13 protein-coding genes are annotated in these 12,929 nt (G+C 63.0%); 7 read left to right on the top strand and 6 right to left on the bottom strand.

All coding sequences use genetic code 11. The features are described 5' to 3' along the window. Window positions 1–210 precede the first annotated feature (210 nt). From MnOB_RS23150 to MnOB_RS23130, 5 genes are read right to left on the bottom strand one after another with little or no spacing between them, the layout of a single operon-like run. Window positions 211–528, bottom strand: a complete 318-nt coding sequence (locus MnOB_RS23150) for a cytochrome C oxidase subunit IV family protein (protein ID WP_077526648.1) — start codon at window positions 526–528, stop codon at window positions 211–213. A gap of 17 nt (window positions 529–545) precedes the next feature. Then, window positions 546–1,223, bottom strand: a complete 678-nt coding sequence (locus tag MnOB_RS23145) for a heme-copper oxidase subunit III family protein (RefSeq protein WP_077526647.1) — start codon at window positions 1,221–1,223, stop codon at window positions 546–548. Between the two features lie 4 nt (window positions 1,224–1,227). Next, complete coding sequence (locus MnOB_RS23140; RefSeq protein ID WP_077526646.1) at window positions 1,228–1,917, bottom strand: cytochrome c oxidase subunit 3; 690 nt, start codon at window positions 1,915–1,917, stop codon at window positions 1,228–1,230. Next, window positions 1,914–3,689: a cytochrome c oxidase subunit I gene (ctaD, locus tag MnOB_RS23135; protein WP_077526645.1), complete on the bottom strand. Its 1,776-nt coding sequence runs from the start codon at window positions 3,687–3,689 to the stop codon at window positions 1,914–1,916. Before ctaD ends, MnOB_RS23140 begins: the two co-directional genes overlap by 4 nt. A gap of 36 nt (window positions 3,690–3,725) precedes the next feature. Further along, window positions 3,726–5,180, bottom strand: coding sequence for a cytochrome c oxidase subunit II (locus MnOB_RS23130; RefSeq protein ID WP_077526644.1), 1,455 nt, complete (start codon window positions 5,178–5,180; stop codon window positions 3,726–3,728). A 320-nt stretch (window positions 5,181–5,500) separates the two neighbouring features. Between MnOB_RS23130 and MnOB_RS23125 the strand changes: the two genes are divergently transcribed. The 4 genes from MnOB_RS23125 to MnOB_RS23110 all read left to right on the top strand — a co-directional run bounded on the left by MnOB_RS23125 (window position 5,501) and on the right by MnOB_RS23110 (window position 8,484). After that, on the top strand, window positions 5,501–6,064 hold the full coding sequence (locus MnOB_RS23125) for a TetR/AcrR family transcriptional regulator (protein WP_077526659.1): 564 nt from the start codon (window positions 5,501–5,503) through the stop codon (window positions 6,062–6,064). Between the two features lie 59 nt (window positions 6,065–6,123). Beyond that, window positions 6,124–6,603, top strand: coding sequence for a nuclear transport factor 2 family protein (locus tag MnOB_RS23120; RefSeq protein WP_077526643.1), 480 nt, complete (start codon window positions 6,124–6,126; stop codon window positions 6,601–6,603). A 198-nt stretch (window positions 6,604–6,801) separates the two neighbouring features. Further along, window positions 6,802–7,701 (top strand): bestrophin family protein, encoded by a 900-nt coding sequence (locus MnOB_RS23115; protein WP_077526642.1) that lies wholly within the window; start codon window positions 6,802–6,804, stop codon window positions 7,699–7,701. A gap of 93 nt (window positions 7,702–7,794) precedes the next feature. Then, a complete protein-coding gene (locus MnOB_RS23110; RefSeq protein ID WP_077526641.1) occupies window positions 7,795–8,484 on the top strand; it encodes an alpha/beta fold hydrolase in 690 nt (229 codons plus the stop codon). A gap of 7 nt (window positions 8,485–8,491) precedes the next feature. Here the strand turns inward: MnOB_RS23110 and MnOB_RS23105 are convergent, their stop codons facing one another. Then, on the bottom strand, window positions 8,492–9,292 hold the full coding sequence (locus MnOB_RS23105) for a lipase family protein (RefSeq protein WP_077526640.1): 801 nt from the start codon (window positions 9,290–9,292) through the stop codon (window positions 8,492–8,494). 167 nt (window positions 9,293–9,459) lie between these two features. Here MnOB_RS23105 and MnOB_RS23100 point away from each other — a divergent pair, with 167 nt between their 5' ends. The 3 genes from MnOB_RS23100 to MnOB_RS23090 all read left to right on the top strand — a co-directional run bounded on the left by MnOB_RS23100 (window position 9,460) and on the right by MnOB_RS23090 (window position 12,918). Further along, window positions 9,460–10,359: a LysR family transcriptional regulator gene (locus MnOB_RS23100; protein WP_077526639.1), complete on the top strand. Its 900-nt coding sequence runs from the start codon at window positions 9,460–9,462 to the stop codon at window positions 10,357–10,359. A gap of 163 nt (window positions 10,360–10,522) precedes the next feature. Beyond that, window positions 10,523–12,466: an alkaline phosphatase D family protein gene (locus MnOB_RS23095; protein WP_077526637.1), complete on the top strand. Its 1,944-nt coding sequence runs from the start codon at window positions 10,523–10,525 to the stop codon at window positions 12,464–12,466. A gap of 32 nt (window positions 12,467–12,498) precedes the next feature. Beyond that, window positions 12,499–12,918 carry a group II truncated hemoglobin gene (locus MnOB_RS23090; RefSeq protein WP_077526635.1) on the top strand — a complete coding sequence of 140 codons (420 nt, stop codon included), beginning with the start codon at window positions 12,499–12,501 and terminating at the stop codon, window positions 12,916–12,918. Window positions 12,919–12,929: the final 11 nt, after the last annotated feature.

Here is a 12,929-nt window from a genome sequence, read left to right as displayed (position 1 = left end):
GCCAATCGCGAATGAATTCGCTCCCACAAATGGATCGACGCTCTCCTGTAGGGGCGAATTCATTCGCCAAGCAGGACGCAGTCCTGCCGTAGGTTGGTCCGAGGAACGAGGCCCAACAGGGGGCTCGACCGCGAATCGTTGGGTTTCGCTTCGCTCGCGGAACGCCGCCCGACCCAACCGACGAAAAGCAACGAATTCAAATGCTCGTGGCTACTGCCCCAGGAACATCCCCCGAGTGAAGAACACATAATCGGCCTCGGCAGCCATCAGCCCCACCAGCACCAGCAGGCACAGCGGCGGCACCAGGATGGCGTAGACCAGTGCCAGGCGCTCCCATGCCATGTGCATGAAGATCGAGACGATCAACCCCGCCTTCAGCAGCATCAGGATGAGGATCATCGACCAGCGGAACAGGCCGACGAAGTGGAAGTAGTCCACCAGATAAGACAGGGTGCTGAGGATGAACAGCAGCCCCCAGATCTTCAGGTACAGGCTGATCGGATGTTGTTGACCCTGTGCATGCGCCATCTCATGTCTCCCCTGCTCTACCACAGGTAGAAGAACGCGAAGATGAAGACCCAGACCAGATCCACGAAGTGCCAGTAAAGTCCGGCGATTTCGACGATCTGGTAGTTCCCGCGTTGCTCGTAGTCCCCACGCAGCACCTTGAAGGCCACGGTGCAGAGATAGATGACGCCCACCGACACGTGCAGTCCATGGAAGCCAGTGATCATGAAGAAGCAGGCGCCGAATTGCGCCGCACCCATGGGGTTGCCCCAGGGCCGCACGCCTTCGGAAATGAGCTTGCTCCATTCGAATGCCTGCATGCCGACGAAGGTGGCGCCACAGGCCGCAGTGGCCAGCATCAGGGCTGCGCAGCGTACCCGTTCGCGGCGGTAGGCGAAGTTCACCGCCATGGCCATGGTGCCGCTGCTGCTGATCAGCACGAAGGTCATGATGGCGATGAGAATCAGGGGAATGCTTGTGCCACCGATGGTCAGGGCGAAGACTTCGCTCGGATTGGGCCAGGTGGCAGTGGTGCTGATGCGCACCGACATGTAGCCGGTGAGGAAGCAGGTGAAGATGAAGGTGTCGCTGAGCAGGAAGATCCACATCATCGCCTTGCCCCAAGGCACCTGCTTGAAGGCGTCGCGATCCGAGGACCAATCAGTGGCGATGGCGCGCCAGGTGCTGGGGGCCGGAGTTTCCCGTGGAGTGGCCATGGCGTTACCTCAGCCCGCAGAAGGCCGCGATGGCCTGATAGGTTTCCGGCGTGCTGGTCAGCAGTGCGAAGAGCACCAGCCACAACCCCAGCAGGTAGTGCCAGTAGAACGCACACAACGCCATGCCGGTCCGTAGCCGTTCGCTCGGGCCGGGGCGCAGCATGCGTAGCCCGACCATCGCCCAGGCCACCAAGCCACCGGCCAGGTGCACCCCATGCAGGCCGGTCAGCAGATAGAAGAAGCTGTTGGCCGGATTGCCCGAAACGAAGTACCCAAAGGCGGCGAATTGCTGCCAGACCCAAAGCTGGCCCGCCAGGAAGGCCACGGCAAAGGCACCGCCGAGGAGGAACGCCAGGCCCGCAGTGCTCGCCTGGTTACGTTCCCCAGCCACCTTGGCCCATTGCAGACAGCCGCTGCCAAGTGCCAGCAGCGCTGTATTCACCCAGAGCATCCACGGATGGGCCAACGGCGCCAGCGGATCGGTCAGCGGACGCCAGTCAGAAACCTGGGAGCGGATGATGAAGGCCAGCAGGAACAGCAGGAACAGCACCGTCACCACGCCCAGGAACACCGCCAGGCCGACTTTCGCGGTGCGGTAGCGATCCTGGATCGGCACTTCGGGTCCGTCGGTGTCGCCCGGACTCCAACCACCGGGCTCGCCACCATCTGCATTTTTCCAGAGTTGCGTGCTCATGGCCGTTTCTCCTTGGGAGTCGTCTCGCCATTCCCTGCGCGCATGCGCTCCAATTCTTCTTCCGAAACCGTCTGCGGCACGAAGTCCTGCTCGACGCCCGGCACGCTGTAGTCATAAGCCCAGCGGTGCACCACCGGCAGTTTCTCCCGCCAGTTGCCATGCACGGGCGGCGTATCCGGGGTCTGCCATTCGAGGCTGGCGGCCTTCCACGGATTGCCACCCGCAGGTCGGCCCTTGAAGGTGCTCCAGGCCAGGTTGAACAGGAACAGTAGTTGCGCCGCCCCCACAGTCAGCGCTGCGATGGTGATGAAGGCGTTCAGCTCCTGGGCCGACTGCGGGATGAACTGGTAGTCCGGGTAGGCGTAGTAGCGCCGCGGCATACCGAGGAACCCCAAGTAGTGCATGGGGAAGTAGATGGCGTAGGTGCCCAGGAAGGTGATCCAGAAATGCAGCTTGCCAATGTGATCATTGAGCATTCGTCCAGTGATCTTCGGGAACCAGTGGTAGATGGAACCGAACACCACGAGGATCGGCGCAACGCCCATCACCATGTGGAAGTGGGCCACCACGAAGTAGGTATCCGATAGCGGGATATCGACGATCACATTGCCGAGGAACAGCCCGCTCAGCCCACCCACGAGGAAGGTGACGATGAAGGCCAGGGCGAAGAGCATCGGCACCGTCAGATGGATATCGCCGTGCCAGAGGGTCAGGGTCCAGTTGTAGACCTTGAGGGCCGTGGGCACGGCAATGATCAAGGTGGTGACGGCGAAGAAGAAGCCGAAATACGGATTCATCCCACTGACGTACATGTGGTGCGCCCAGACCACGAAGCTCAGCACACCAATGGCGACGATTGCCCAGACCATCATCCGATAGCCGAAGATGTTCTTGCGCGCGTGGGTGCTGATCAGGTCCGACACCAGGCCGAAGGCTGGCAGTGCAACGATGTAGACCTCAGGGTGGCCGAAGAACCAGAACAGGTGCTGGAAGAGGATCGGGCTGCCGCCCTGGTGGTCCAGCGCCTGGCCCATGGAAATCACCGCCGGCATGAAGAAGCTGGTGCCGAGCAGACGGTCGAACAGCATCATCACCGCGCTGACGAACAGCGCCGGGAAGGCCAGCAGCGCAAGGATCGACGCCATGAAGATGCCCCATACCGAGAGCGGCATGCGGAAGAGCGTCATGCCGTGGGTACGGGCCTGCAGGACGGTGGTGACGTAGTTCAGACCGCCCATGGTGGCGGCGACGATGAAGATCGCCAGGGACACCAGCATCAGCACGATGCCCCATTCCGTCCCCGGCGTGCCCTGGGTAATGGCCTGGGGCGGATAGAGCGTCCACCCCGCCCCTGTCGGCCCACCCGGCACGAAGAAACTGGACAGCAGGACCAGTACCGAGAGCAGGTAGAACCAGAAGCTGAGCATGTTGACGTAGGGGAAGACCATGTCCCGCGCGCCCACCATCAGCGGGATCAGGTAGTTGCCGAAACCGCCGAGGAACAGTGCCGTCAGCAGGTAGATCACCATGATCATCCCGTGCATGGTCATGGCCTGGTAATAGGTGGCCGGGTCCATGAACTCGAGGCTGCCGGGAAAGCCGATCTGCATGCGCATCAGCCCGGACAACACCAGGGCGATCAGGCCGACGAAGATCGCGGTCAGGGAATACTGGATGGCAATGACCTTGTGGTCCTGGCTCCAGATGTAGCGCGTGAAGAAGCTCGTCGGCTCGTGCAGCGCCTCGGCTTCGTCATGCTCGACGTGGGCCATTGGAAGCCCTCCGTAACGCAACGGGTCCGTCCGGTTCTATGGCGCCTGTTCCTGCTTCGCGGCGTCGGGATTGGCCCTGGACTTGATGAAGGCGATGATCGCTTCCAGGTCGGGCTCGCTCGGGGTGAAGACCGGCATCACCGGTGGATACCCCTTGACCAGGGCAGCTGCGGGCTGGAGTACCGAGGCCTTGAGGTAGGCATCGTCCACCTTCACCTGGCTGCCATCGGCAAGCGTCTCGGTCTTGCCGTACAAACCTTGCCATCCAGGTCCCACGCCCTGGCTGCCGTCGATGGTGTGACAAGCCAGGCAACCCAGCGACTCGGCCACTTGCCGGCCCTGCTCCACTGCACCGCCGCTCGCGCCAGGGGCACCCTGCTCCTTCTGCCCAGCGGCGCTCAGCGACTGGATGAACGCAATCAGGGCGGCCAGCTCATCCTGGTTGAAAGTATAGGGCACCATCACCGGCGGAAATCCCTGCACCAACCGGGCCTTGGGATCGAGGATGGACTCCTTCAGGTAGGCGTCGTCCACCTTGACGCTACTGCCATCGGCCAGCTTTTCTTCACGTCCGTAAAGATCCTTCCAGCCTGGCCCCAGGCTGGAACTGCCGTCCTGGCTGTGGCAAGCGCGGCACCCGTAGGTTTCTGCGAGCTGGCGACCCTTCTCGATCAGGCCGCCCTGGCTGGGCTTGCTGGCAGATGCAAGAGACTGGGCGAACGTAGGCTGGGCGGCCAGCCACTGGTCGAAGGCGGCGGCCGGCTCGGCGACCATCATGCCGCGCATGTTGTAGTGCCCGACGCCGCAGAACTCCGCGCAGAGAATTTCGTACTGGCCGGCCACCGTCGGGGTGAACCAGAAGTGCGAGACCATGCCGGGAACCATGTCCATCTTTCCGCGAATCTGCGGGATGTAGAAGTTGTGCAGCACATCCTTCGAGCGCAGCAGCACTTTCACCGGGCGGTCCAGCGGCAGACGCACCTCGTTGTTCTTGATCAGCACATCGTCCTGGCCAAGCGGGTCTTCCGGGTCCAGCCCCAACGGGTTGCCTGCATTGACCCATTTCACGTCGGCGCGGCCGAGCTGGCCGTCCTGGCCGGGAAAGCGGAAGGCCCACTGCCATTGCTGGGCGATCACCTCCAGCGGGTAGGCTTCCTTCGGCACCTGGACGAAGTCGCTGTACACCACCAGCCCCGGCGCCAGCATGCCCATGATGCCGATGGACGTGATGATGGTGAGCCACCACTCCAGCTTGCGACTCTCCGGCTCGTACTTCGCACGGCGGCCTTCGCGGTGACGAAAGCGGATGATCGCCACCACCATGAAACCGACGATGGCGACGAAGAACACGCCCGTGATGATTAGGGTGATGAGCAGCGTGGTATCGATGGCCCCCCAGTTGGAGGCAGCGGGGGTCAGGTGCCAGGGCGCCAGGAGATGGAACAGCACGGACGCGACAACGATGATGATCAGGATGATTGCAATCGCCATGTGCCCGTCGCCTCGTTCCTGATGCTCGTGCACAGTGGCTGTGTGCGACGGTCATCGGTGCAACAAATCGCTTTCCGGCTCCCGGTATGGCCGGAAGCTCGGCCTCTGTTCCCCCAGTGGCTGATTTCGTGGGAAGTATAGTCGCTGGTTGCGGGCTGCCCGGCTCCCCGCAAACGCTGCTTTCAGGTGGCATGGGATTACACTTCGGCAACGATGGATGGGCGCGATGACCCCATGGATTTCATCCATCGGAAGACCGTTCATACCTTTTTCAGAAAAGAGGCTTGCTCGTGGAGAACGATCGTTCTACCATCTTTCACATGGACAGCAAATCAACTACCGATGTCAGAGATAAACTTCTCGAAACCGCCGAAGACCTGATTTACAGGAACGGTATCAATGCCACTGGCATGGACCTCCTGGTCAAGACTTCCGGAGTTTCGCGCAAGAGCATCTATAAATACTTCGGAACCAAGGACGAATTGGTAGCAGAGGTATTGAGGCAGCGTGACGAGCGCTGGATGAACTGGTTCAGAAACGAAGTCGAAAAGGTCGAAACGCCCGAAGCACAGTTGCTGCAGATGTTCAGCGTGCTCAAGGGTTGGTTCGAGTCGGATGGCTTCAGGGGCTGCGCCTTCATCAATACCGCAGGTGAAACGGGTGACCCTCAGGACCCCGTTCGCCTGGTTGCCAAGGAGCACAAAGAAAAGTTGCTCGAATTCGTACTCGGGATTTGCCAGCAATATGGAGCCGTCGATGCGGACGCCCTGGCCAGGCAGTTATTAGTCCTGATCGACGGTGCCATTACCGTTGCCCATGTACTCGGTGATAACAACTCGGCAGATACTGCGCAGCAAGTAGCGAAAACGCTGCTGGGGAAATAGGAAGTTATCGAGCGGGCAACTTCAAACTTTGAACCTTCTATTTGTATTGGAGACTATCCATGTCCTCTAACGCTGAAGTTCGTCCGCCGCTTCCCCCTTTCACCCGTGATTCGGCCATCCTGAAAGTGCGCCTGGCCGAGGATGGCTGGAACAGCCGTGATCCGGAGAAGGTCTCCCTCGCCTATACCCTGGATACCAAGTGGCGCAACCGCGCGGAGTTCGCCTTCAACCGCGCCGAAGCCAAGGCCTTCCTCACCCGCAAGTGGGCCAAGGAACACGAGTACCGGCTGATCAAGGAGCTCTGGGCCCATTCCGACACCCGCATCGCCGTGCGCTATGCCTACGAATGGCATGACGACTCGGGCAACTGGTTCCGCTCCTACGGCAACGAAAACTGGGAGTTCGACGAGAACGGGCTGATGTTCAATCGCTACGCCTGCATCAACGACCTGCCCATCAAGGAAACCGAACGCAAATTCCGCTGGCCCCTGGGCCGTCGTCCTGACGACCACCCGAGCTTGTCCGAACTAGGCCTTTGAGCTCACCGCTACACCGACGCGGCGCCTCCCAGGTGCCGCGTCTCATCATCGATGCCATCTATGCCTGCCACACAGAATCCAGCGTTGTCTCGTGCGGCTCATAAACAGCATCGATGACCCGGTCATCAATAGCGATTGGACGTAACGCCCGCCGCAGCCTTAGCTTTCGCTTCTCGAACAGCCCGACGCCCCTACCCGATGATCGTCCGCCCTAAACCCAACCTGCTGATAATCCTCACCGCGCTGAAGGGCTCCATCGCGCGGCACATTGCCCTGCGCACCTTGCTGATCACCCTGCTCGCCTGCCTCATCGTGGTCATCGAGCGCCTGCATCCGGGCTGGTTCACCCGCATCAATGCCATGCCCTTCACCCTGCTCGGGCTGTCGTTGTCGATTTTCCTGAGCTTTCGCAACAACGCCTGCTACGACCGCTGGTGGGAAGGCCGCAAGGCCTGGGGGCAGATCATCATCGAGGTCCGCTCATTCGTCCGCCAGAGCGTGGCGATCAGCGATGCGCACCTGCGCGAGGCCATGCTGCGCGAGCTGTGCGGATTCGCCCACGCGCTCAATGCACGACTGCGCGGCGAAGATGAACAGGCTGCGGCGCGCCCCTGGCTCAGCGAAGAACCCGGCGCCTATGGACTCAACACCAGCGACGGCATCCTGCGGCGGATCGGCGGCCAATGCGCGCACCTGGCCGGCCAGGGGGAACTCAATGAGTGGCGCTACACCCTGCTGGAAGCGCGCCTGTCCGGTCTCAGCTCGGCCCAGGCCACCTGCGAGCGGATCAAGACCACGCCGCTGCCCTTCCCCTATACCCTGCTGCTCCACCGCACCAGCTACATCTTCTGCCTGCTGCTGCCCTTCGCAATGGCCGGAACCCTGGGCTGGCTGACGCCGATCATCACCATCATCGTCGCCTACACCTTCTTCGGCCTGGATGCCATCGGCGACCAGCTCGAAGACCCGTTCGGACGCGACGAGAACGACCTCGCCACGGACTCGATGGTGCGCACCCTGGAGCGGGAAATCCTCGATGCGCTAGGCCAGCGCGACCTGCCGCCGCCACTGGAACCCGTCGACTACGTGCTGACCTGAGCCCGCTATCCGATGGTCGGTGACGCCTACGCAGGCAGCCGATCCATGGCTGGCTAGTCTTGGCAGACGCCCCTGCATGCGAGGAGTCCGCTCATGGCCAACCTTCCCAATATCCTGCTGGTCCACGGTGCCTGGGGCGATGCCTCGCATTGGCGTGAATTGATTCCGCTGCTGCTGGATGCCGGTTACCCGGTCAGGGCAGTGCAGAACCCGCTCACGTCACTGGCCGACGACGTGGCGCGCACCCGCAAGCTGGCCGAATCCCTCGGCGGCCCGACGCTGCTGGTGGGGCATTCCTATGGCGGTGCGGTGATCTCGGGGGCCGGACACGCGGCCAATGTGGTCGGACTGGTATTCGTCGCTGCCTTCGCGCCGGATGAAGACGACAGCCTGGGTGGCATCTTCGCCCGCGCCGAACCGCCCCAAGGCGCCAGCGGCATCCGTCCCGATCCGGAGGGTTTTCTCTGGTTGGCGGGCGACAGCTTCCACGCCAATTTCTGCGCCGACCTGCCCGAGCGAGACGCCCAGGTCATGGCGGTCACCCAGAAACCCATTGCCGCGCGCTGCTTCGAGGACAAGGCCGGAGCGCCGGCGTGGCGCAGCAAGCCCAGTTGGTATCAGGTGTCATCGGGCGACCACATGATTCCCCCTGCTACCCAGGCCTGGATGGCCGAACGCATCCAGGCCAGGAAGACCATTACCCTGGACGCCAGCCATGCCTCGCTGGCATCGCGGCCCGGGGAGATATTCGCGTTGATCGAGGAAGCGGTGAAATCGCTGTAGCCGCTTCTCACCCCTTCATCGGTGCATTGGGATTGTCGATTGCATAGAGGTAACAGTCCGCCATGCTGTGGTCACCGGCGAAGCTGCTGTAGCTGGCGGTGAAGGTCACGGCCTGGCCCAGGTGCTGGTAGACCCAGGTATCGGTCACGCCCGGCGGCACCTCGGGCACCAGGTCACTGTCGTTGACGACGCGGTAGGTGGGGATGTTCAGACCGTTGTAATAGGCGGCGAAGGTCGGGTCGACCACGCGCGGGCTGGCGAAGTTGTAGTGCTGCAGCGGCTGGTCAGGCCATTGGGTATGCAGGTCGAGCACCGCCAGGCTGGCGAGTGCGCTACCCAGGCTGTGGCCGCAGACCCAGAGGTCACCGCCCGGCTGCAGGACATCCAGTGCTTGCAGGGCCTGGTCGCGCAGGGAGGTGTAGAGCTTCAGGAAACCCTGGTGGACCTGGCCTATGCCCGACTGCCAGGGGTACGCAACCTGCTTCGCCTCCAGGTCATCCACCCAGTCCTGCGCCGACTCGGTCCCGCGAAACACCAGGTACACCGCACCGCTGGGGTCACTCGCGGCAAAGCCGAAGGGCTCGGACTCGTTGATGTACTTCAGCTCGCTGAGGATGCTCCAGATCGGCGCGGAGAAGCTCCAGCCACTCATGCTCGGCGGCTGCCAGTTGAAGTCAGAAGGTTTTCGCGGTTTGTCCTGCTGCAACCATTGCTCGTACTGGTCGTAGGCCGCTTCCACCAGGTTGGCGCATTGCAGCGCCTGGGTGAGGGAAAACGCCGAAGGGAAATACATGGGAAGACTGGGCATGGCGGCCTCCTTGCCAATGAAATGTGAGGTTCCACTCTAGCCCAAGCCTGCCTTGCGTACAGCGGGTCGGTCCGCTTTCCGTTTCATTGGCTACGTTCACTTCGGCGCGCCTTTACTCCTGTGAAAATCCCAATAAGCTCGCTTGAGCTATTGAGCAGGATTCACCAATGAAACCCGTATCCGCCGCGGACCTGAACATCTTCCTGAGCATCGCCGCCCACCTCAGCTTCAGCCGCGCGGCTGTTGAACTCGGGCTTTCGCCGTCAGCCCTCAGCCACGCCCTGCGCGCCCTGGAAGAACGCCTCGGGGTGCGCCTGTTCAACCGCACCACCCGCAGCGTGGCACTCACCGAAGCCGGCGAGCGCCTGTACGCACGCATCAAGCCGGCCTTCCGCGATATCGACGACGCCCTGGAAGACCTCAACCAGTTCCGCGACACGCCGTCCGGCACCCTGCGGATCAGTGCCGGCCGCGCTGCTGCGCAACTGGTACTGCTGCCGCTGGCGAGTCGTTTTCTGGCGGCGTACCCGGATGTGAGCCTGGAAATCTCCGCCGATGATGCGCTGGTGGACGTGGTCTCCGCCGGCTACGACGCAGGCGTGCGCTTCGGTGAGCGGCTGAAGGCCGATATGGTGTCCCTGCCCATCGGGCCCTACATGCGTTCGGTTGTGGTGGCGTCGCCGGACTTCTTCGAGCGTCATCCCGTGCCACGCAAACCCGAGGACTTCCGCGGTCTGCCCTGCATCCGACATCGTTTCCCCAGTAGCAACTTCTATCGCTGGGAGTTCGAGCGCGGCGGCATGCAACTGGAGATCGAAGTGGACGGTCCCCTCACCCTCGGCGACGTGGGCCTGATGGTCGGACCGGCCCTGGAAGGCGTCGGACTGGCGTACGTATTCGAGGAAATGGTGGCCGGGTACATCGCTGAAGGGCGCCTTGTGCAGGTACTGGAAGACTGGTGCCCCTACTACCCCGGCCTGCACCTCTATTACCCCAGCCGGCGCCAGGTACCGGCGGTGCTCAAGGCCTTCATCGAGTTCGCGCGGGCGGCGAGGCAGCAGCAATGACCGCCCTGGGTGGTTCGCGTGGCGCACCCTACGATCGGCTCCGCGCCTTCGGGTAGGGTGCGCCATGCGCAACGGCTCGGCAGCAGACGCGGGAGATCCGCTTCGGCGCCCGCCACCACTCGCGGTATCCTGTTGCGCCCTCCCGTACAGGCCCGTCGTCCCGATGTCCGCAGTCCCGCCCCCGGAAAACCTCCCCGCCGTTCTCGCCGGCCCCATGCTGCGCCGCATCGAAGCGCGCCGCCTGGTGTTCTGGCTGGTGGGCTCGCGCCGGTTGGCGCCGGTGCTGAGGCTGTCCCTGGAGGGTGGTGTCGAGTATCCGCTGGGCGAGGACAGCTGCCGGGTGATTCCTTTCGGCCGGCACGCGTTCGTGCACCTGATCGACCTGCGACTGGAGAACTCCCTGCCCCTCGACCAGCAGGTGGATTACGACCTGTTGATCGATGGCGTGGGCATCGGCCAGTGGGCACCGCACCTGGTCCATGAGCACGCAACCCAGCCAAGCTTCGTCCTGCGTTCGCGCATCGACCAGTTGCTCCACGGCTCCTGCCGCAAGCCGCACTTCCCGGCCAACGACGGCCTGCTCTGTGCCGACCGCCTGCTGGCTGCCAATCCAGCGCCGGAGCAACGCCCGGCCCTGCTGATGCTCAGCGGCGACCAGGTCTACACCGATGATGTAGCGGGGCCGATGCTGCGCGCCATTCACCAGTTGATCGCGCGACTGGAATTGTTCGACGAGCGGCTGGAGGGGGCGATTGTCAGCGACAGCGCGGCGCTGTATGGCCATGCCGCATGCTACTACCACCGGGCGGACCTGCTCCCCGCGCTGGAAAGCAACGAGACCCTGCGCGAGCGTTTCTTCGGCGGTGCCCGCAAACCCATCTTCACCAGTGCCAATGCAGAGAACCACCTGGTGACCCTGGCCGAGGTGCTGGCCATGTACGTGCTGGTCTGGTCGCCGGTGCCCTGGACGCTGATCGAACCACGGATGCCCACCCTCGACGCCAAGGAAGCCGAACGCTACCGCCTGGAAGAAGGCCGGCTGACCGATTTCCGCGCCGGGCTGCCCGGTGCCGCGCGGGTGTTCGCCCACCTGCCGACGCTGATGATCTTCGACGACCATGACATCACCGACGATTGGAACCTCTCGGCGCAGTGGGAACTGACGGCCTATGGTCATCCGTTCTCCAAGCGCATCATCGGCAACGCGCTGGTGGCCTACATGCTCTGCCAGGGCTGGGGCAACGATCCCGCGGCGTTCAGTGAGGTGCTGGACAAGACCGAGGCGCTGGCAGCCACCGCCGCCAATGACAACCATCTCGACAGCGCGGCTCTGGACGGCTTGATCGACCGTCTGATCACCTTCAACCACTGGCAATACGTGCTCCCCACCACGCCAGCGCTGGTGGTGCTGGATACCCGGACCCGCCGCTGGCGTAGCGAGATCGACCTCGCCCGGCCATCCGGCCTGCTGGATTGGGAAGCCCTGAGCGAACTGCAACAGGAACTGCTGGATCATCCGTCAGCGATCATCGTTTCCCCGGCGCCGGTCTTCGGGGTCAAGCTGATCGAGACGGTCCAGCGGGTCTTCAGCGCCTTCGGCCAGCCGCTGTTGGTGGATGCGGAGAACTGGATGGCCCATCGCGGCGCGGCCCAGGTGATCCTGAACATCTTCCGTCACTCGCGCACGCCGGGGTCCTACGTGATCCTCTCCGGCGACGTGCATTACTCCTTCGTCTACGAAGTGCTGATCCGCCATCGTCAGCAGGGCCCGAAGATCTGGCAGATCACCAGCAGCGGCATCAAGAACGAATTCCCACGGCGCCTGCTGGATGTGTTCGACCGCCTAAACCGCTGGCTCTACTCGCCACGCTCGCCGTTGAACTGGTTCACCAAGCGGCGGCCAATGAAAGTGATGCCGCGCACGCCGGCACACAGCAAGGCCGGTGAACGGTTGTGGAACTCCGCCGGGCTCGGGCAGGTGTTCTTCGATACTGAAGGACGCCCAGCGCGCATCTTCCAGCTCAACGCCAATGGCGCCGAACCCACCGAGTTCCTCGAGGAACGAGACGACCAACCGGACGGACTTCGGGTGGCGCGGCGGGTATGATGCCGACCCGGATTTCCTGACGGTCAGCTTCCATGAGCAACACGCTTCCCTTTGGCACCGGCGATGCCTCCTACCAGGCCGCTGGCGGAATAGACGGCCTGCAACGGCTGGTGGACGATTTCTACCGGCTGATGGACGAACTGCCGGAAGCCGCCAACCTGCGTCGCCTGCACCCGGACAGCCTGGAGCAATCCCGCGACAAGCTGGCCTGTTTCCTCAGCGGCTGGCTGGGCGGCCCAAAGCTGTTCAGCGAGAAGTACGGCTCCATCTCCATACCCTCCTTCCACGCCCAGTGGCCCATCGACGAATCCCTCAGCGGCGCCTGGCTGGACTGCATGGAGCGCGCCATCGCCCAGCAGCCCTTCTCCCCTGAGTTTGCCGAGTACCTGCTGACGCAGCTGAAAGTGCCAGCCCACCGGGTGGTGCAGGCAAGCCGCGCTCGGCACGGGTAAGCGCGAATACC

It is taken from the genome of Metapseudomonas resinovorans, assembly GCF_002003485.1.
Classification (GTDB): domain Bacteria; phylum Pseudomonadota; class Gammaproteobacteria; order Pseudomonadales; family Pseudomonadaceae; genus Metapseudomonas; species Metapseudomonas resinovorans_D.
This window is presented reverse-complemented; position numbering and strand designations above follow the sequence as displayed.